Source organism: Aquabacterium sp., assembly GCF_016195855.1.
Taxonomy (GTDB): Bacteria; Pseudomonadota; Gammaproteobacteria; order Burkholderiales; family Burkholderiaceae_C; genus Aquabacterium.
Genome location: NZ_JACPYU010000016.1, coordinates 146471 through 166209, shown reverse-complemented (window position 1 = coordinate 166209; position 19739 = coordinate 146471). Strand labels below are relative to the sequence as shown.

14 protein-coding genes and 2 riboswitches are annotated in these 19739 nt (G+C 63.7%); of the genes, 10 read left to right on the top strand and 4 right to left on the bottom strand.

Annotation, left to right across the window (positions count from 1 at the left end):
* The first annotated feature begins 25 nt into the window (after positions 1-25).
* Together HY019_RS14140 and HY019_RS14135 are read left to right on the top strand one after the other, a co-directional pair.
* Positions 26-634 (top strand): NapC/NirT family cytochrome c, encoded by a 609-nt coding sequence (locus HY019_RS14140; RefSeq protein ID WP_290693155.1) that lies wholly within the window; start codon positions 26-28, stop codon positions 632-634.
* Positions 635-668: 34 nt separating this feature from the next.
* Positions 669-1043 carry a c-type cytochrome gene (locus HY019_RS14135; RefSeq protein WP_290693153.1) on the top strand — a complete coding sequence of 125 codons (375 nt, stop codon included), beginning with the start codon at positions 669-671 and terminating at the stop codon, positions 1041-1043.
* 22 nt (positions 1044-1065) lie between these two features.
* On the opposite strand, the gene HY019_RS14130 is transcribed toward HY019_RS14135, so the two are convergent.
* The 3 genes from HY019_RS14130 to HY019_RS14120 all read right to left on the bottom strand — a co-directional run bounded on the left by HY019_RS14130 (position 1066) and on the right by HY019_RS14120 (position 4941).
* On the bottom strand, positions 1066-2163 hold the full coding sequence (locus HY019_RS14130) for a putative solute-binding protein (protein ID WP_290693152.1): 1098 nt from the start codon (positions 2161-2163) through the stop codon (positions 1066-1068).
* A gap of 121 nt (positions 2164-2284) precedes the next feature.
* Positions 2285-2911: a response regulator gene (locus tag HY019_RS14125; protein ID WP_290693147.1), complete on the bottom strand. Its 627-nt coding sequence runs from the start codon at positions 2909-2911 to the stop codon at positions 2285-2287.
* On the bottom strand, positions 2908-4941 hold the full coding sequence (locus tag HY019_RS14120) for a PAS domain S-box protein (RefSeq protein ID WP_290693144.1): 2034 nt from the start codon (positions 4939-4941) through the stop codon (positions 2908-2910). The genes HY019_RS14125 and HY019_RS14120 overlap by 4 nt, the downstream gene beginning before the upstream one ends.
* A gap of 166 nt (positions 4942-5107) precedes the next feature.
* On the opposite strand from HY019_RS14120, the gene HY019_RS14115 reads away from it, so the two are divergent.
* The 7 genes from HY019_RS14115 (at position 5108) to HY019_RS14085 (ending at position 16101) form a co-directional block, all read left to right on the top strand.
* Complete coding sequence (locus tag HY019_RS14115; protein ID WP_290694199.1) at positions 5108-6097, top strand: TRAP transporter substrate-binding protein; 990 nt, start codon at positions 5108-5110, stop codon at positions 6095-6097.
* A gap of 71 nt (positions 6098-6168) precedes the next feature.
* Positions 6169-6768 carry a TRAP transporter small permease gene (locus tag HY019_RS14110; RefSeq protein ID WP_290693141.1) on the top strand — a complete coding sequence of 200 codons (600 nt, stop codon included), beginning with the start codon at positions 6169-6171 and terminating at the stop codon, positions 6766-6768.
* Between the two features lie 11 nt (positions 6769-6779).
* Positions 6780-8060 (top strand): TRAP transporter large permease subunit, encoded by a 1281-nt coding sequence (locus HY019_RS14105; RefSeq protein ID WP_290693138.1) that lies wholly within the window; start codon positions 6780-6782, stop codon positions 8058-8060.
* A gap of 89 nt (positions 8061-8149) precedes the next feature.
* A riboswitch (glycine riboswitch) is annotated at positions 8150-8262 on the top strand.
* A gap of 16 nt (positions 8263-8278) precedes the next feature.
* A riboswitch (glycine riboswitch) is annotated at positions 8279-8416 on the top strand.
* Between the two features lie 98 nt (positions 8417-8514).
* On the top strand, positions 8515-9642 hold the full coding sequence (gcvT, locus tag HY019_RS14100) for a glycine cleavage system aminomethyltransferase GcvT (RefSeq protein ID WP_290693135.1): 1128 nt from the start codon (positions 8515-8517) through the stop codon (positions 9640-9642).
* A 72-nt stretch (positions 9643-9714) separates the two neighbouring features.
* Positions 9715-10089 (top strand): glycine cleavage system protein GcvH, encoded by a 375-nt coding sequence (gene gcvH / locus HY019_RS14095; RefSeq protein ID WP_290693133.1) that lies wholly within the window; start codon positions 9715-9717, stop codon positions 10087-10089.
* A gap of 105 nt (positions 10090-10194) precedes the next feature.
* Complete coding sequence (gcvP, locus tag HY019_RS14090) at positions 10195-13101, top strand: aminomethyl-transferring glycine dehydrogenase (protein WP_290693131.1); 2907 nt, start codon at positions 10195-10197, stop codon at positions 13099-13101.
* Between the two features lie 270 nt (positions 13102-13371).
* Complete coding sequence (locus HY019_RS14085; RefSeq protein ID WP_290693128.1) at positions 13372-16101, top strand: ATP-binding protein; 2730 nt, start codon at positions 13372-13374, stop codon at positions 16099-16101.
* 8 nt (positions 16102-16109) lie between these two features.
* Here the strand turns inward: HY019_RS14085 and HY019_RS14080 are convergent, their stop codons facing one another.
* A complete protein-coding gene (locus HY019_RS14080) occupies positions 16110-16928 on the bottom strand; it encodes a pyruvate, water dikinase regulatory protein (protein WP_290693126.1) in 819 nt (272 codons plus the stop codon).
* A gap of 239 nt (positions 16929-17167) precedes the next feature.
* Between HY019_RS14080 and ppsA the strand changes: the two genes are divergently transcribed.
* Complete coding sequence (ppsA, locus tag HY019_RS14075) at positions 17168-19573, top strand: phosphoenolpyruvate synthase (RefSeq protein ID WP_290693124.1); 2406 nt, start codon at positions 17168-17170, stop codon at positions 19571-19573.
* Positions 19574-19739 lie beyond the last annotated feature (166 nt).

Below are 19739 nucleotides of genomic sequence, written 5' to 3'. Positions count from 1 at the left end.
CAGCAAGGCGCTTGTGGAGCACGCAATGACGTCCCTCTGGCAGCGCATCAAGCAACAAAAGCCCTGGGCCAAGGTCCTCGAAATTCAGGCCATCTTCCTGATGATGATGGGCGCCGCCCTGGCGGTTGGCGGCAAGGCCTCGGTTGACCACACCAACACGCTCGAATTCTGCGTCTCGTGTCACGAGATGAAGGACAACAACTACACCGAGTACAGCCACACCATCCATGCGAAAAACCGCACGGGTGTGAAAGCCATCTGCTCGGACTGCCATGTGCCGCATGAGTTCGTCGACACGGTGATCCGCAAGGCGCGGGCCTCCAACGACGTGCTGCAGCACATGCTGGGCACCATCGACACCAAGGAAAAGTTCGAGGCTCACCGCCTGGACATGGCCAAGAAGGTCTGGCTGCGCATGAAGCAGACGGACTCCAAGGAGTGCCGCAACTGCCATGACGTCAAGGCCATGGACCCCGACATGCAGGGCAAGACCGCCCAGACACAGCACAAGAAACTGCTCAATGGCAGCAAGACCTGCATCGATTGCCATTACGGCATCGCGCACAAGGAGCCTGAAGGCGGCGTGGAGCCTCAGGACGTGCTGGACGAAGCCACGCACAAACAACCCGGTTGAGCAACCGATTTCGAAAGATCAAACGATGAAGAACATGAAGCCCATGCACGCCCTGTTGATGGCACTGTGCACGCTGACCATGGCTGGCCATGCCGCGGCGGCAGGCGATGCCAAGAAAGGCGCAGATGTCTTTGCGGGCGAATGCGGTGACTGCCACAGCCCCAAGGAAGGCAAGGCCAAAAAGGGCCCCCCGCTGTTTGGCGTCATCGGACGCAAAGCCGGCACGGTGGCCGACTTCAACTACTCGGAGGCCATGAAACAAAGTGGCATCACCTGGTCACCCGACAAGATCGACCTGTACATCACTCACCCCAAGAAACTGGTCCCCGGTGGCAAGATGAAGTACGACGGGCTGGATGACGCCGCAGCGCGTGCCGACGTCATCGCCTACATCCAGTCGCTCAAGTAAAGGCGACGGCAATCACCTCAGCTCAGTTGATGGCCGGAGCAGCCTTGGGCTTGTCCGGCCATTCAATTTCAGCCGAGCTGGTGCACTCCGAATCGTTGGGCTTCATGTCGCAACGGATGCGCTTGAGCACCTTCAGGGCGCGCTTGTCGTACAGGCCCACTTCGGCGATCTCCACGCGGCCATCGCGCAGCATCTGGATGTAGCGAACCAGGTCGGCCGAAGGGATCTCCATCCACACCTTGGCAGGCAACTCGGCCTCGGCCTTGCGGATCATGCCCATGGTCGTCTCGAACTGGCCCAGCCAGTACTGGCGCGCCTTCAAGCCCGTGCCCGCCGGGAACTTGTTCTTGTTGATGATGATCTGGTAGGTCAGGAAGGTGATGGGCATGCGCGAGATCGCGCCCTTGGTGCCAATGCCCTTGTAGAGCTCCAGCGGCTTGTAGGCCAGGGCCGGCGCGAAGATCACATCCACCAGGCCATTGTTGAACTTGCTGGCGAAGTTGGTGATGTCGGCAGGGATGGGCTGCGCGCCGATGCGCGTGATGGCCATGTTCTGCACCTTGTCCACGTCGAAGGCCGCAATGCGCTTGCCGGCGGCGGCTTCCACGCTGTTGATCTTGCGGTCATTGACGATGGGATAGGCCGCACCCATGGGCACGATGCCGGCCACTTCGTACTTGTCCTGCACCATCAGCTTGCTGGCGCCCGGCGAGGCAAACACCTCGATGGCCTTGCGCAGGATCTCGTAGCTGGCCTCCATGTCGATCTTGCCATTACGCTCCATGGTGGTGGCGCCAATGGCATCCACCGTGGCGGCCACCAGGTTGTAGGGCTTGCTGCGGAACGAGGTCACGGCCATGGCATCGCACTGGCCACTGCGGAAGTCTTCTGCGGCCACGCGCTCATCGGTGTAGGCCTTGAGCTCGATGTCAACGCCCATGTTGAGCTTCTGCATGGCCAGCACGAAATCCTTTGCGGCGGAATAGGCCGGCCCCGTGGTCCCGATGATGTCGAAGACACAAGCCGTCTGGGCGGACCAGGCCGGCGCACTGGCCAGACCGATCAGGCCCAGGGCCAGCCATGTTGCAGGGCGGAAACGCGAAAGGGTTGCAGGCAGCATCGACTCGTCCACATGTGAATATTGGGTAAGTCAATCTACCAAACGCCCCATGCACACCAGCAAGGGGTTTCACCTGTCGCCCCCGCAAGTTGACGTCCACAGCCCCCAAGGCGTCGTCAATTCATCCGCTGGCCAACCAGCCGGCCAACTCGGCGGCAGAGCGCACACCCAGCTTGGAAAACACCCGTGCCCGGTGCACCTCCACCGTTCTGACCGCGATGTGCAATTCATCGGCAATCACCTTGTTGAGCTTGCCGGCTGCCACGCGGTGCATCACCTCCTGCTCGCGCTCGCTGAGGCTGGCCAGGCGGGCCTGGCGCTCCTGCGCCTGCGCGTTGTGCGCCCGTGAGGCGGCCTCCACGGCCAATGCCTGCTCGATGCGGTCCACCAGGGTGTTGTCGCTGTAGGGCTTTTCAAGGAAGTCGAAAGCGCCCTTCTTCAAGGCTTCCACCACCATGGGGATGTCGCCATGCCCGCTCAGGAAGAGCACGGGGTTGCGCAGCCCCATGGACAGCAAGGACTCGTGCAGCATCAGGCCGGACATGGGTTCCATGCGCACATCCAGCACGAACACACCGGGCATGGGCAGGCTGGACTTGCCCAGGAAATCCAGCAAGGCCGGCCCGCCGTCGAAGGCATGCACCACCAGGCCGCGCGAGCCCAGCAGAAACACCAGCGCGTCACGCACCACGGCCTCGTCGTCGACGAGGTAGACCACACCCTTGTCTTTCATTGGCGCAGAGATCATGCATCCTCCTCGGTTGAATCAGCGGGATCGGCAGGATCGGCACCAGGGTCTGCCACGTCGATGGGCAGGCTGAAGGAAAACACCGCCCCCCTCTCTGGCGCCTCTTCTGCGTCCAGCACCCCATAGTGCAACTCGATGATGGAGCGGCAAATGGCCAGCCCCATGCCCATGCCATCGGCCTTGGTTGAATAGAACGGGGCGAACAGGCGGTCACCACGCACCCCTTGAAGGCCGGGGCCATTGTCGGCCACGGACACGCGCACGAAGCGGCCTGCTTGGGCCGCCGACACATGGATGTGGCGCTCGCCCGCCTGCGTGGACAAGGCATCGCTGGCATTGCGCACCAGGTTGACCACGACCTGCTCGATCAACACAGGGTCGGCCACCACATCGGGCAAATGCGCGTCGCCTTGAATGTGCACGCGCACATCATGGCGTGACAGGTCCCGCTTGAGGAGTGACACCCCGGACTCGATCACACCCATGATGCTGCAGGGCTCGCGCCGGGGCTCGCGCCGCGTGAGGAACTCGCGGATGCGCTTGACGATGCGCCCGGCATGAGCGGCCTGCTCGCCCATGCGCTGCAAGGCTTTCATGATGGGCGGGTCCATGTCGTCTCGCGCACCCAGCGCATTGAGCAGCCCTGCGTTGTAGCTGGCGATGGCCGAGAGCGGCTGATTGAGCTCGTGCGCCAGCGTGGAGGCCACCTCGCCCAGCATGGTCAGGCGCGCGTTGTGCGCCATGGTCTCCATCTGTTTGCGCTCGCGCTCTTCCATGTGTTTGCGCTCGGTGATGTTGAGCACGGAGGCCATCCAGCCGATCTGCATGCCCTTGGCGTCCACCAGCGGGGCTTCAAACACCATGACATCCACCTCCGTCCCATCCCGGTGCTGCCAGCGCGACTCATAGCCTTCCCGCGGCGCCTTGCCGGCCATGTTGCGCAAGTGCCGGCTCATGCTTTGCTCCAGCTCGTGTGGCACCCAGTAAGGCATGGGTGGCATCAAACCGATCAGCTCGTCAGGCTGGTAGCCCACCATGTCGGCCATGGTCTTGTTCACGTAAACAAGGCGCCCCTGCATGTCCCGGGCGCGGATGCCCACGGCCAGCGAGTCCTCCATGGCCGACCGCCAGGCGGCCTCCGTGCGCCAGGCCTCTTCGGCCCTGGACACGCTGTGCATCTGTTTTCTGAGCATGACGCTGGCAATGCCCAGCAGCACCACGAAGCCACCCATCAGGGCCATGGGCATGGTGCGCCACCAGGGCGTGATGCGCTCGCGCGAGGCCAGCTCCAGCCAGGCATTGGGCAAGGAGGGCGTCATCGACACCCGGTACCAGGCCTGCGCGGGGTGCCGGGGCCCATCCACCGTGGCGGCAATCACCTCGTCAGACTCGTCCACCAGCCGGATGTCGTACTTGCTGGCCAGCCACCAGGGCACTTTTTGCCGCAACAGCGCGCCGGCCGAGTAGCGCGCCACCAACATGCCGCCCAGATGCTCCTCGTGCCCGGCCAGCGACACCGACAGGTGCCCTGCCATGCCCACTTCGTCCCCGATGTTGCGTGCCGCATCGTGTGCCGGCATCGCGTCGTCAGGCACATGGGCCATGATGCGCCCATCATCCCCAAGCCAGGTCACGCTGACCCAGAAGCGCCGCAGACCGTCAAGCACCAGCGCATGCCGCGCAAAGGCATCCTGGCTCAGGGGCCTGGACTGGATGACATCGGCCAGCGCCCGCAGCTTGTTCGTTTCTTCGTCCAGCCGGTTGGTGATCTGCGCCTCCAGCGACAGGGCGTCAGAGATCATGTCGGCACGCTGGGCTTCGCGGTCAGCCCCCTCCTTGGCCTGCAGCCAGACCATGACCCCCGCCACCAGCAGCACGGACAACACCAGCGGCCAGGCCCAGAGCGAGGGCATCAGGGCAAAACGCGAGCCCAGCAGGTGCAATCTGGGGCGTGGCGGCACAGCCAGAGCGGGCCGCTCAGGCACGCGGATGCCTGGTGCGCTGTTGCGGGCCTTGTCCGTATTGGTCATGCAAGCAGTCTAGATGGCCTGCACCCGGTGCAACCCTAGGGTGATGCACGAATGTGGATCTCCACAATTTGCCGCAGGCAGCCGAAACGGAACAATGGGCCATCCAAAACGATCCGGAGACGCCGCCATGTTCAAGCTGAAATCCGCCTACACGCTGCGCCGCAGCATGCTCACCCTGGCCGCATCGATGGCGCTCTTGCCCACGGCATTCGCCCAGTCACCCATCATCATCAAGTTCAGCCATGTGGTGGCCGTGGACACACCCAAGGGCAAGGCCGCCGAGTTCTTTGCCAAGCGTGCAGCCGAGTTGACCAAAGGCCGCGTCAAGGTCGAGGTCTACCCCAACAGCCAGCTCTACAAGGACAAGGAAGAGATGGAAGCCTTGCAGCTGGGCTCCGTCCAGATGCTGGCGCCCTCGCTGTCCAAGTTTGCGCCCTTGGGCGTGAAGGAATTCGAGGTCTTCGACCTGCCCTTCATCTTTGACGACTACCCCTCCCTGCACAAGGTCACGAATGGCCCGATCGGGCAAGGCCTGCTGCGCAAGCTGGAGTCACGCGGCATCCACGGCCTGGCCTACTGGGACAACGGGTTCAAGGTCATGTCAGCCAACAAGCCGCTCAAGGCCGTTGAAGACTACAAGGGCCTGAAGATGCGCATCCAGTCCTCCAAGGTGCTGGACGCCGAAATGCGCGCGCTGGGCGCCCTGCCCCAGGTGCTGGCCTTCTCCGAGACCTACCAGGCCCTGCAGACTGGCGTGGTCGATGGCACCGAGAACCCTCCCTCCAACCTCTACACCCAGAAGATGCATGAAGTGCAAAAGCACGTCAGCGTCACCAACCATGGCTACCTCGGTTACGCAGTGGTGGTGAACAAGAAGTTCTGGGACGGCCTGCCCGCTGACGTCCGCCTGGCGCTGTCCAAGGCCATGGCTGAATCCACCCAGGTCGCCAACGACGTGGCCTTCCAGGACAACCAGGAGGCCCTGGCCAAGGTGCAAGCCTCTGGCAAGACCGTGGTCTACAAGCCCACGATCGGCGAGCGCTTCTTGCTCAAGAAGGCGCTGATGCCGGTCCACAAGCAAATGGCTTCTCGCATCGGGGAAGACGTCATCCAGTCCATCTACAAGGAAACCAGCTTCGATCCCAGCAAGATGTGATCGACGTGGGATGACACTGCGACCCAGCCCACGCCAAGCCGTGGGCTTTTTCATACCGAGGAGAGCCCATCATGAAATGGCTTGACCATCTGGAAGAGTGGCTGATCGCGTCCTTCATGGGCGCCGCCACGCTGATCATTTTTGTGTCCGTGCTGCACCGCTACATGGTCGGCTTCAACAGCCCCATGCAGGACTGGCTGCTCACGCTGAACTTCGCCTGGGCACAAGAGGCCACCATCTACCTGTTCGTCTGGATGGCCAAGTTCGGCGCGGCCTACGGCGTGCGCACCGGCATCCACGTCGGGGTGGACGTGCTCATCAACCAGCTGTCTCCGCCCAAGCGCAAGTTCTTCGTGCTGTTTGGCTTGCTGGCGGGCGCACTGTTCACCGGCACCATCGCCACCATGGGCGCCAGCTTCGTGTGGCACAACGGCGCGCACTACGCGTTCTACAACGCCTTCCACCTGGACATGACTGACTTGATCGAAGGCCCGACCACGCCTGACCTGGAGTGGCCGACCTGGATCATCTACATGGCGATCCCGCTGGGCTCTTCCCTGATGTGTTTCCGCTTCCTGCAGGTCGCGTGGAACTTCACCCGCACGGGCGAATTGCCTCACCACGATCATGGCCATGTGGATGGCCTTGATGAAGAAGTCGCCAAGGCCTGAAGGAGCAGCACATGAACGGCATCATCATTTTCGCTGTGCTGCTGGCACTGATGCTCACGGGCATGCCCGTGAGCATCTCGCTGGGCCTCACGGTTCTCACGTTCATCTTCGGCTTCACGCAAGTGCCGCTGGAATCCGTCGCACTCAAGCTGTTCACCGGCATCGAGAAGTTCGAGATCATGGCGATCCCCTTCTTCATCCTGGCCGGCAACTTCCTGACGCACGGCGGCGTGGCCAGGCGCATGATCAACTTTGCCACCAGCATGGTGGGGCACTGGCATGGCGGCCTGGCGCTGGCGGGGGTGCTGGCCTGTGCCCTGTTTGCGGCGGTCTCTGGTTCCTCACCGGCCACGGTGGTGGCCATTGGCTCGATCCTGCTGCCGGCCATGACCAAGGCAGGCTTTCCCAACAAGTTCGGCGCGGGCGTCATCACCACTTCGGGCGCTTTAGGCATCCTGATCCCGCCCTCCATCGTGATGGTGATGTACTCGGTGTCCACCAACACCTCGGTGGGGGCGCTGTTTCTGGCGGGCGTCATCCCCGGCATCGTGCTGGCCTCGATGCTGGGCTTCACCACCTGGTGGCGGGCGCGCAAGTTTGGTTACCCGCGTCAGCCCAAGGCCTCTTTCGCACAGCGCGTCAAGGCTTTGAAGGACTCCTTCTGGGGCCTGCTGCTGATCGTGGTCGTGATGGGCGGGATCTACACCGGCATCTTCACTCCCACTGAAGCGGCCGCCATGGCCGCCGTCTACGCCTTCATCATCGCCGTGTTCGTCTACAAGGACATGGGTCTGAAAGACGTGCCCCGCGTGCTGCTGAACTCGGCCAACATGAGCGCGATGCTGCTCTACATCATCACCAACGCGGTGCTGTTCAGTTTCGTGCTGGCCAACGAGAACATCCCGCAACAGCTGGCCGACTGGCTGGTTGGCATGGGGCTGGGCCAGATCGCCTTCCTGCTGGTCGTCAACATCCTGCTGCTGGTGGCGGGCAACTTCATGGAGCCCTCCTCGATCGTGCTGATCATGGCGCCCATCCTGTTCCCTGTGGCCGTCAAGCTGGGTATCGACCCCATCCACTTCGGCATCCTGATCGTGGTCAACATGGAAGTGGGCATGTGCCACCCGCCGGTGGGCCTGAACCTGTATGTGGCCTCGGGCATCACCAAGATGGGCATCACCGAGCTGACCGTGGCCGTCTGGCCCTGGCTGCTGACCATGCTGGCCTTCCTGGGCCTGGTGACCTACTGGCCGGGCCTCTCGCTGTGGCTTCCCCACCTGCTGATGCAATAGGCAACCCAGCCCCTCCCCCCTCAAAGCCGTGCCCGCACCCCGCTGGCGCGGCTTTTTTCACACGCGAAGCCGGCACTGGCTGATACACTCGCGGCTTGTCAGGAGAGAGCCGACGCCACTGTGCCGAGGCCGCCGAAGGCGCAGGGCCACCCAACGTGAGTTGGCCGCCCGAACGCTCAGGCAAAAGGACTGGCAAACATGGCGGGGTTACAGCCACCATGATCCTCACTGGAGAGAGCCTGGTGACCTTGTTTCAAGCAAGGTGAGCCCGGCCACCGAAGGGGCAAGCCCATAACGCCGCGACCAGGTTGCAGCGAGGGGTCAATCTCTCAGGTAAAGCGGACAGAGAGGGCAGCACTGGATTCGGGTTTCGACAAGGTCACTGACCGGGTCGCGAAACGGGTCTGGATCCACTCAGATTGCCCTCCCGCTGGCCTCGCAGCCAGCTACTGCCATGTCCGCTGACACACCCGACACCTTGTTGAAGACGCCTCTGCACGCCCTGCACATCGAACTGGGCGCCAAGATGGTCCCCTTTGGTGGCTACGACATGCCCGTGCAGTACGCCACCGGCATCCTCACCGAGCACAAACACACCCGCGCCGCTGCCGGCCTGTTTGACGTCTCGCACATGGGCCAGGTCCTGCTCAAGGGCGAAGGCGCCGACGCCGCACTCGAATCCCTGGTGCCCGTGGACATCGTCGACCTGCCTCAGTTCAAGCAGCGCTATGCCCTGTTCACGAACGAGCAAGGCGGCATCCTGGACGACCTGATGGTCACCCGCCGCGAAAACGACCTGTTCGTGGTCGTGAACGCCGCCTGCAAGACGCAGGACATCGCCCACATGCAGCAGCACATCGGCAGCCGTTGCACCGTGCAGCCCCTGCCCGACCAGGCCCTGCTGGCCCTGCAAGGCCCGCAAGCCGTGACCGCACTGGCCCGCCTGAACGCCGATGTGCAAAAACTCACTTTCATGACTGGCGGCCACTTCGTGCTGGACGGGATCGACTGCTTCCTGACCCGCTCTGGCTACACCGGCGAAGACGGCTTTGAGATCTCCGTGCCTGCCAACAAGGCCGAGCAACTGGCCCGCGCCCTGCTGGCCCAACCCGAAGTCAAACCCATCGGCCTGGGCGCCCGCGACACCCTGCGCCTGGAAGCCGGCCTGTGCCTGTACGGCCACGACATCGACACCACCACCACGCCCGTTGAAGGCAGCATCACCTGGGCCATCCAGAAGGTGCGCCGCGCCGGTGGTGCTCGTGCCGGCGGCTACCCCGGCGCCAGCGTGATCGACGGCCAACTGGCCAACGGTGCGGCCCGCAAGCGCGTGGGCCTGATCAGCACGGAGCGCATGCCCGTGCGTGAAGGCGCCAAGGTTGTCAACGCAGACGGACAAGAGATCGGCGTGGTCACCAGCGGCTCCCCCAGCCCCAGCCTCGGCCAGCCCATCGCACTGGCCTACGTGGCCACGCCTCAAGCTGCTGTGGGCACCCCGGTGTTCGCCATCGTGCGCGACAAGCGCGTCGCCATGACCGTGACCACCCTGCCCTTCGTGCCCAACCGCTACTACCGCGGCTGAACCCTGGGCGATACTCTCGCCCGTTCGGCAAACAAGCACCTCCATCTATCCATTTTTTCCAGGACGTCCACCATGACCATCAAGTACACGCCCGACCACGAATGGCTGCAAATCGAAGCTGACGGCACCGCCATCGTCGGCATCACCCACCACGCGCAAGATGCGCTGGGCGACGTGGTTTTCGTCGACCTGCCCGCCGTGGGCACCACCTTCAACCCCAAGGACGTGGCCGGCGTGGTCGAGTCCGTCAAGGCTGCTGCCGACGTCTACATGCCCGTGACCGGCGAGATCACCGAAGTCAACGAAGCCCTGCGCGACGACCCCTCGCTGGCCAACAGCGACCCCACAGGTGCCGGCTGGTTCTTCAAGGTCAAGCTGGCCAACCCGGCCGAGCTCGATGCCTTGCTGGACAAGACCGCCTACGACGACCTGCTCAAGAACGCCTGATCACCCTTGAAGTGATCCCCGAGGCGCCGCCACGTGGTGGCGCCTTGTGCCTTGCCCCCTGAGCCTGTCTGCCCGCCTGCCTGATCCCGCCCGACGCCGAACGCCATGCTGAACACCCACCTGCCCACCCTCGCTGAACTCGAAAACGCGACCGAATTCCAGGCCCGCCACCTCGGCCCCTGGGACGAAGAGCAGCAACACATGCTCAGCGCCATTGGCGTGGCCACGCGTCAGGCCCTGATCGACGGCATCGTGCCGGCCACCATCAAGCGCGAGAACCCCATGGAGTTGCCCGCGCCGCTGACCGAGGCCCAGGCACTGGCCGAACTCAAGGCCATCGCCCAGCAGAACAAGCTGATGCGCAACTTCATCGGCCAGGGCTACTACGGCACCCTGACGCCCGGCGTCATCCTGCGCAACATCCTCGAGAACCCCGCCTGGTACACCGCCTACACGCCCTACCAGGCCGAGATCTCGCAAGGCCGCATGGAAGCGCTGATCAACTTCCAGACCATGGTCACCGACCTGACCGGCATGGCGATCGCCAACGCCTCCATGCTGGACGAGGCCACCGCAGCCGCCGAAGCCATGACCCTGGCTGCACGGGGTGGCAAGAGCAAGTCCACCCGCTTTGTGGTCTGCCATGACGTCTTCCCGCAAACCCTGGAAGTGATCCAGACCCGCGCCAAGCCGCTGGGCATCACCGTCGACCTGGTGCACGCCGCGCAACTGGCCGAGCACCTGCAAAACAACGACTGCTTCGCGGCCTTGATGCAGTACCCCGGCGTCAACGGCCAGGTGCGTGACCTTCGCCCCCTGGTCGATGCCCTGCACGCCAAGGGTGCACTGGCCATCGTCGCCGCCGACCTGCTGGCCCTCACCCTGCTGACGCCGCCGGGCGAGCTGGGCGCCGACATCGCCCTGGGCAACACCCAGCGCTTTGGCATGCCCATGGGCAATGGTGGCCCGCACGCCGCCTACCTGGCCACCAAGGACGAGTTCAAGCGCTCCATGCCGGGCCGCCTGGTCGGCGTGAGCGTCGACAGCCATGGTGACCCCGCCTACCGCCTGGCCCTTCAAACCCGCGAGCAACACATCCGCCGCGAAAAGGCCACATCCAACATCTGCACGGCCCAGGTGCTGCCTGCCGTCGTGGCCAGCATGTACGCGGTCTACCACGGCCCCGAAGGCCTCAAGCGCATCGCCCTGCGCGTGGCCAGCTACGCCTCCATCCTGGCCGAAGGCCTCAAGGCCATGGGCCGCAAGGTCGTGCACACCACCTGGTTCGACACCATCCAGGTGTTGACCGAAGACCGTGAAGCCGTGCTGGCCGCCGCCGTCAAACTGGGCATCAACCTGCGCGATGCCAGCAACGACAGCGTGACCATCTCGCTGGACGAAACCTCCATCCGCAACGACATCATCGACCTGTGGACGGTGTTCTCTGGCGGCAAGCCACTGCCCTCCTTCGCCGCGTTTGAGAACGGCGTGGCCCTGGGCCTGCCGGCCAACCTGCGCCGCGAAAGCGCCTTCCTGACGCACCCGGTGTTCAATACCCACCACAGCGAAACGGAAATGCTGCGCTACCTGCGCGGCCTGGCCGACAAGGACCTGGCGCTGGACCGCACCATGATCCCGCTGGGCTCGTGCACCATGAAGCTCAACGCCACCAGCGAGATGATCCCCATCACCTGGCCCGAGTTCGCGCACATCCACCCCTTCGCTCCCCGCGACCAGCTCAAGGGCTACGAGTTGCTCAATGAAGAGCTGTGCGCCTGGCTGAGTCAGGCCACGGGTTACGCCGGCATCAGCCTGCAACCCAATGCCGGCTCGCAAGGCGAATACGCCGGCCTGCTGATCATCAAGGCCTACCACGAGGCCAAGGGCCAGGGCCACCGTGACATCTGCCTGATCCCCGAATCGGCACACGGCACCAACCCCGCCAGCGCCCACATGGTCGGCATGAAGGTCGTGGTCACCAAGTGCGATGCCGACGGCAACGTCGATCTGGACGACCTCAAGGCCAAGTGCGAGCAGCACAGCGCCAACCTGGCCGCCGTGATGATCACCTACCCCTCGACCTACGGCGTGTTCGAAACCCGCGTGACCGAGTTGTGCAAGTTGGTCCACCAGCATGGCGGTCGCGTCTACGTGGACGGCGCCAACATGAACGCCCTGGTCGGCCTGGCCGCCCCTGGCCAGTTCGGCGGCGACGTCAGCCACCTGAACCTGCACAAGACCTTCTGCATCCCCCACGGCGGTGGCGGCCCCGGTGTCGGCCCCGTCTGTGTGGTCGAAGACCTGGCCCCCTATCTGCCTGCCCACCGCTCGGCCGGCATCGGCTCGGAGGTGCAGGTCGGCGCCGTGTCGGCCGCCCCGCTGGGCAATGCCGCCGTGCTGCCCATCAGCTGGATGTACATCCGCATGATGGGTGCCGACGGCCTGAAGGCGGCCACCGAAGTGGCCATCCTCAACGCCAACTACGTGGCCGCCCGCCTGGCCGACCACTACGACATCCACTTCAGCGGTGGTAGCCAGACCATCAAGGGTGGCGGTGTGGCCCACGAGTGCATCCTGGACCTGCGCCCCCTGAAGGAAACCAGCGGCGTCGGCGCCGAAGACGTGGCCAAGCGCCTGATCGACTACGGCTTCCACGCCCCCACCTTGAGCTTCCCCGTGGCCGGCACGCTCATGGTCGAGCCCACCGAGAGCGAATCCAAGGCCGAACTGGACCGCTTCTGTGACGCCATGATCGCCATCCGCGAGGAAATTCGCCTGGTGGAACAAGGCAAGCTGCCGCAAGACGACAACCCGCTGAAAAACGCGCCGCACACCGCCGCCAGCCTGCTCAAGGCCGAGTGGCCGCACGCCTACAGTCGCGAGCTGGCCGCCTACCCCGTGGCCAGCCTGCGCAAGCAGAAGTACTGGTCGCCGGTGGGCCGCGTGGACAACGTCCATGGCGACCGCAACCTGTTCTGCTCCTGCGTGCCGGTGAGCGACTACCAGAGCTGATCCGGCCAGACGGCGACTGATCCGCCCGTCCCCTGCACAACTGGCCCGCCCAGGACACCCGTCCCAGGCGGGCCAGACTGTTTCCAGCCGCCAACACCGTGCAGATTTCAGGTTGGCACATTGCCAAGCAGGCGCATAAACGTTAATGTTGCCCATCCGATCCGGGTTCATCGGACAGGTTGCTGTACCCGATTTCCTGAGCCCCATCAGTCAAGCGCAGCGGCCGCAAGCCCGACGCAGCGCACCTCAAGCTCCCGCACAAGGAGGCATATGCAGGTCCTGACGGAGATCGACACGCCCCCCCTTCGGTTCATGCCGACGGATGACGGGCTGAGGATGGCGCTGTCCGCCGCCCAGGCAGGCCTGTGGGAATGGCAGCTTGACACCAACCTCAACACCTGGTCTCAAGAGGTCTGGGCCCTGTTTGGCCTCTCGCCTGACGTGCAAGCCAGTCAGGACGCCTGGCTCGCCAGCATCCACCCGGAAGATCGCACGTATGCCAGGCAGACGGTCTTTGCCGCCAGCCAATGCCGCGTCCCATTCGAAATCGAGTGGCGCACCAACCCGAGCAGCGGCCCTGTCAGGTGGATCCTGTCACGCGGCCAGCCCGGCCAACCCAGGCAGGACGGCCAGCCCACCTACACCGGCATCGTCATGGACATCACGGCCCGCAAGAAGGCCGAGCATGCCGTGCTCAAGCTCACCGAATCCCTCGAAGAGCGCGTCAAGGAGCGCACAGCCGCACTCAGCGAGCACGAACGCCTGCTGCAAAACATCCTGGACGGCGTGCCCGGCCTGATCGGCTACTGGACCAAAGACCTGCGCAACCGCTTTGCCAACAAGGCCTACGTCGAGTGGTTCGGCATGTCCGCCGACCAATTGCGCAACCTGCACATCAAGGAGGTGTTGGGGCCGGAACTCTTCGCCCAGAACTGGCCTTACATCGAAGCCGTGCTCAATGGGCTGCCCCAGCGCTTTGAAACACTGATCCCCATCCCGCGGCAGCCCGGACGACACCGCCACAGCGAAGCCCACTACCTGCCCGACATCGTCAACGGCGTCGTGCAAGGCTTTCTGGTCATCGTGTTCGACATCAGCCAGATCAAGCAGGCCGAACTGGCCGCCGAAGCTGCCAACCAGGCCAAGAGCGAGTTCCTGGCCAACATCAGCCATGAGGTGCGCACACCCTTGAACGCGATGTTCGGCCTGGCCCAGGTGGGCGCGCGCCAGGCGGTCGGCACACCTCAGGCCAGAACCTTCGAGCAGATGCTCGACTCCGCCCAACATTTGCTCACGCTGGTCAATGACGTGCTGGACTTCTCCCGGATAGAGTCGGGCAAGCTCAATCTGCACTATGAACGCATCAACCTCGGCCAGGTGCTGGAACACGTGCTCACGCTCAAGGCGATCCTGGCTCAGGCCAAAGGCCTGCCGCTGATCATCCATGAGTCGGCCGATGTGCCGCAGTACTTCCATGGTGACGCCACCCGTCTGTCCCAGATCCTGCTGAACCTGCTCTCCAACGCGATCAAGTTCACCGACGCCGGGCAGGTTGCCATCCGCCTGGACTACATCGCCCCCGATCTCATCATGGAGGTCACCGACACGGGGATCGGCATGTCCGAGGACAAGCTCCAGCAACTGTTCAAGCCCTTTGTGCAAGTGCATGGCCACCACCCCGCACAGGCTGGTGGCACGGGCCTGGGCCTGGCCATCTGCAAGCGGCTGGTGGAGATGATGCGAGGCCATATCCAGGTCCACAGCCAGCCGGGCCAGGGCACCACCTTCACGGTCAAGCTCCCGGTGCTGCACCCTGAAGCCGGCGACGTGCGCAACATCCGCCACGTGGCCATGGTGGGCGCACCCACGCCGGCGTCCATCGCCTTGACCGAATCGCTTTGCGATCGAGCACTGAAGGTGACCAACACCCCCGCCCTTCCTCTGCCACCAGATTGCCAACCTGACGTGATCATCCTGTCATCCGACGCCTTGGCCCAATGCGCCGCCGACGAGATTCGCCGCAACGTCGCCCTCGGCCACACGGTGCTGGTCAATGCGCCCGCCAGCATGGTGGTGGAATTGCCGCCAGCCCTGCACAACGACCTGCCTGTGGTTGCCGGCCCCTTGAGCCCCCTGCGCCTGCTCAACGCCATCAAGACCAAGCTGAACCGAACGGCCGTGAGCAGCACACAGCGGCTGGCGCACATCCGTGTGCTCGCCGCCGAAGACAACCCCGTCAATCGCCTGGTGCTGCAACAGATGCTGGAACAAGAAGGCGCCATCGTCACTTTCGCGTTCGATGGCGCCCATGCGCTGGAGCAGGTTCGCGTGCATGGGCCATCGAGCTTCGACGTGGTGTTGTGCGACATCCAGATGCCGGTCATGGACGGCTACCAGGCCGCCCAGGCGCTCGGCCACATCGCGCCCTCGCTCCCTGTCATCGGGCTGACCGCGCACGCGTTCGACACCGCCAAGCAACAGGCCAGAAGGGCCGGCATGGTGGGCTACGTCACCAAACCCTATATGCTGGATACTCTGGTTGACGAAATACGCCGCTTTGCACGTTGGCGCCCCGGGGATGTACCGCAGGCAAACGACATGGCAGCCCAAGCAACGACAAGCACCGAGCCCAACATGCAGCAGGACATCACCGACTGGCAGGCCATGCAGCAGTACTACCAGGCGCAGCCTCAACTCCTTGACCGCCTGATCGCCATGCTGGGTGACACCCTCAGCGAGATCCAGCAGGAACTTGAGCGCGCCATCCAGACCCAGAACCTGGAACAACTGGCCAAGATCGCCCACAACATCAAGGGCACCGCCCTCAACCTGCATACACCTGAACTGGCCCGGCTTGCAGTGCAGACTCAGGAACAGGCGCGGCATGCTGACAGCGACACCCTGCACACGGCCGAGGCCTTGTCAAAACGCCTGAGCCACTTCATCGAAATGGCCACGCACCATCAGGCCAACAAGCGCCAAAGTGCGCAACCTCAATAATCGGCAGATCAGTAGATCAGGCGATCGGGCCTGATGTCACGCAAGATGGTGGTGGCGATCTCTTCAATCGACTTGTGCGTGGACGACAGCCAGTCGATGCCCTCGCGGCGCATCATGGATTCGGCCTGCGCCACCTCCAGGCGGCAGTTGTCCAGGCTGGCGTACTTGCTGCCCGGGCGGCGCTCGTTGCGGATCTGGCTCAAGCGATTGGGCTCGATCGTCAGGCCAAAGCACTTCTTCTTGTAGGGCTTGAGCATCGAGGGCAGGAAACCACGATCGAAATCCTCGGGGATCAATGGCACATTGGCGGCCTTGATGCCATGCTGCATCGCCAGGTACAGCGATGTGGGCGTCTTGCCGCAACGGCTCACACCCACCAGCACCACATCCGCCAGCTCCAGGCTGCGCGAAGACTGCCCATCGTCGTGCTCCAGCGCGAAGTTGATGGCCTCGATGCGGTCGTTGTATTCCTGGTCCACGCTGGCGTCGCTGAAGCGGCCCACCCGATGGTTGGACTTCATGCTGAACTCTTCTTCGAGCGGTTCGACGAAGGTCTTGATCACATCGAAGACCTTGGCCTCGCACCCCCGCAAGATGGCCAGCACATCGTCGTTGGCCAGCGTCGTGAACACGATGGGCCGCTTGCCTTCGCGCTGCCCCGCCGCGTTGATCTCGCGCACCACCTGATGCGCCTTGTCCACGGTGTCGATGAAGGGCCGACGCACGTGCCGGGGCTTGATGGCGAACTGGGCCAGGATGGAGTTACCCATGGTCTCGGCCGTGATACCTGTGCCATCGGACACGAAAAACACGCTGCGATCAGACATAAGCAGACAAAAAGGAAGAAGGCCCCTCAATCGGACGTGCCAGCTTTGCACGCAAACACCCGTTCGTGGACCAGAGGAATTGATCTTGTTGAGCCCACGATCATAGGCCTGACCCTACAATCAGTCCATCTCGTGTCCACAGCTGTTGTCAGATGTGCGGCAAAGGTCCCGAACAACACCAACAGACCTGCGCCCACCCGTGGATGCCAACCCATTTTTTTCACCATCCTGGAGCTTTTATGACCAACCGCTTTGAGCCGACCGATCTGGTCGTGCCCTTCGAGCAACTGCGCATGTCCGACGTCGAGGTCGTCGGCGGCAAGAACGCCAGCCTCGGCGAGATGATCTCGCAACTGCCCGATGGCGTGCGCGTGCCAACGGGCTTTGCCACCACGGCCCACGCCTTCCGCGAATTCCTCAAGCACGACGGCCTGGCCGACCGCATCAGCAAGCGCCTGGCAGCGCTGAACACCGAGGACGTGCGCGCCCTGGCCGAGGCCGGCGCCGAAATCCGTGGCTGGGTTGAAGCCCAGCCCTTCCCTGCCGACCTGGAAAAGGCTATCCGCGGCGCCTTCGCCAAGCTGGCTGGCGACAACCTGCAGGCCTCGTTCGCCGTGCGTTCGTCCGCCACCGCAGAAGACCTGCCTGACGCCTCGTTTGCCGGTCAGCAAGAGACCTTCCTGAACGTGGTCGGCATCGAAGACGTGCTGCACAAGATGAAGGAGGTGTTCGCCTCTCTCTACAACGACCGCGCCATCTCCTACCGCGTGCACAAGGGCTTCGCCCATGACGTCGTCGCCCTGTCGGCCGGCGTTCAACGCATGGTGCGCTCCGACCTGGGCGCCGCCGGTGTGATGTTCACCATTGACACCGAATCGGGCTTCCAGGACGTGGTCTTCATCACCTCCAGCTATGGCCTGGGTGAGACCGTGGTGCAAGGCGCCGTCAACCCCGACGAGTTCTACGTGCACAAGCCCGCCCTGAAGGCTGGCAAGCAGGCCGTGATCCGCCGCAACCTGGGCTCCAAGCTGCTCAAGATGGAGTTCGCCACGCCGGAAGAAAAGGCCGCCACCGGCAAGCTGGTCAAGACCGTGGACACCACCGTCGAGGCCCGTAACCGCTACAGCCTGAGCAACGAGGACGTGACCGAGCTGGCCCGCTACGCGCTGGTCATCGAGCAGCACTATGGCCGCCCGATGGACATCGAATGGGGCAAGGACGGCACCGACGGCAAGCTCTACATCCTCCAGGCGCGTCCTGAGACGGTCAAGAGCCAGATGCAAGGCAAGGTCGAGCAACGCTACAAACTCAAGAGCACCGGCACCATCCTGGCTGAAGGCCGTGCCATTGGCCAGAAGATCGGCACCGGCCCCGTGCGCATCGTGCACAACATCTCCGAGATGGACACCGTCAAGCCCGGCGACGTGCTCGTCACCGACATGACCGACCCCAACTGGGAGCCCGTGATGAAGCGCGCCAGCGCCATCGTCACGAACCGTGGCGGCCGTACCTGCCACGCCGCCATCATCGCGCGTGAACTGGGCATCCCTGCCGTGGTGGGTTGTGGCAACGCCACCGAGCGCCTGACCGACGGCACCCTGGTGACCGTGGCCTGCTCCGAAGGCGACACCGGCTACATCTACGAAGGCCTGCTGGAAACCGAGGTCACCGAGGTCAAGCGCGGTGAGATGCCCCACATCGGCCTGAAGATCATGATGAACGTGGGCAACCCCCAACTGGCGTTCGACTTCGCCCAGATGCCCAACAACGGCGTGGGCCTGGCCCGCCTCGAGTTCATCATCAACAACAACATCGGCGTCCACCCCAAGGCGATCCTGGACTACCCCAACATCGACAGCGACCTGAAAAAGGCCGTCGAGTCGGTAGCCCGTGGTCACGCTTCGCCCCGCGCTTTCTACGTGGACAAGCTCGCTGAAGGTATCGCGACCATCGCTGCTGCCTTCTGGCCCAAGCCCGTCATCGTGCGCCTGTCGGACTTCAAGTCCAACGAGTACAAGAAGCTGATCGGCGGTTCGCGCTACGAGCCCGAGGAAGAGAACCCCATGCTGGGTTTCCGCGGCGCCTCGCGCTACATCAGCGCCGAGTTCGGCGAGGCCTTTGCCATGGAATGCGAAGCCCTCAAGCGCGTGCGCAACGACATGGGCCTGAGCAACATCGAGATCATGGTGCCCTTTGTGCGCACCTTGAAGCAGGCCGAGCGCGTGACCAACATGCTGGCCGATCACGGCCTGGTGCGCGCCTCCAAGGGTGGCCACGACGGCCTGCGTATCATCATGATGTGCGAGGTGCCGTCCAACGCCATCCTGGCCGAGCAGTTCCTGGAGTTCTTCGACGGCATGTCCATCGGCTCGAACGACCTGACCCAGCTCACCCTGGGCCTGGACCGCGACTCCGGCCTGGAGCTGCTGGCCCACGATTTCGATGAACGCGATCCAGCCGTCAAGGCCATGATCTCGCGCGCGATTGCCGCCTGCCGTGCCCACGGCAAGTACATCGGCATTTGCGGCCAGGGCCCATCCGACCACCCGGATTTCGCCGAGTGGCTGGCCGCCGAGGGTATTGTGTCGATCTCGCTGAACCCCGACACCGTGGTCGAAACCTGGCAGCGCCTGGCTGCCAAATAAGGTTTTCGGACAAAACAGCCGGATTTCGTTGTCAAATCCAGCTGAGCGAACCTCACACGCCACCTTCGGGTGGCGTTTTCACTGCTACAATCGCAGGCTTTTCCGCCAGTTGCTCATTTCTTGAGCAGCCCTTGCCGTCTACGGGTTTGACGCTTCGTGGCGGCTT

Bases quoted from the DNA above. Each gene is read 5' to 3' on its own strand.
- HY019_RS14120 (WP_290693144.1), bottom strand. From the start codon at position 4,941: ATGACCAATACGGACAAGGCCCGCAACAGCGCACCAGGCATCCGCGTG.
- HY019_RS14125 (WP_290693147.1), bottom strand. From the start codon at position 2,911: ATGATCTCTGCGCCAATGAAAGACAAGGGTGTGGTCTACCTCGTCGAC.
- HY019_RS14140 (WP_290693155.1), top strand. From the start codon at position 26: ATGACGTCCCTCTGGCAGCGCATCAAGCAACAAAAGCCCTGGGCCAAG.
- gcvT (WP_290693135.1), top strand. From the start codon at position 8,515: ATGTCCGCTGACACACCCGACACCTTGTTGAAGACGCCTCTGCACGCC.
- HY019_RS14130 (WP_290693152.1), bottom strand. From the start codon at position 2,163: ATGCTGCCTGCAACCCTTTCGCGTTTCCGCCCTGCAACATGGCTGGCC.
- HY019_RS14085 (WP_290693128.1), top strand. From the start codon at position 13,372: ATGCAGGTCCTGACGGAGATCGACACGCCCCCCCTTCGGTTCATGCCG.
- HY019_RS14105 (WP_290693138.1), top strand. From the start codon at position 6,780: ATGAACGGCATCATCATTTTCGCTGTGCTGCTGGCACTGATGCTCACG.
- gcvH (WP_290693133.1), top strand. From the start codon at position 9,715: ATGACCATCAAGTACACGCCCGACCACGAATGGCTGCAAATCGAAGCT.
- HY019_RS14115 (WP_290694199.1), top strand. From the start codon at position 5,108: ATGCTCACCCTGGCCGCATCGATGGCGCTCTTGCCCACGGCATTCGCC.
- HY019_RS14135 (WP_290693153.1), top strand. From the start codon at position 669: ATGAAGCCCATGCACGCCCTGTTGATGGCACTGTGCACGCTGACCATG.
- HY019_RS14080 (WP_290693126.1), bottom strand. From the start codon at position 16,928: ATGTCTGATCGCAGCGTGTTTTTCGTGTCCGATGGCACAGGTATCACG.
- ppsA (WP_290693124.1), top strand. From the start codon at position 17,168: ATGACCAACCGCTTTGAGCCGACCGATCTGGTCGTGCCCTTCGAGCAA.
- HY019_RS14110 (WP_290693141.1), top strand. From the start codon at position 6,169: ATGAAATGGCTTGACCATCTGGAAGAGTGGCTGATCGCGTCCTTCATG.
- gcvP (WP_290693131.1), top strand. From the start codon at position 10,195: ATGCTGAACACCCACCTGCCCACCCTCGCTGAACTCGAAAACGCGACC.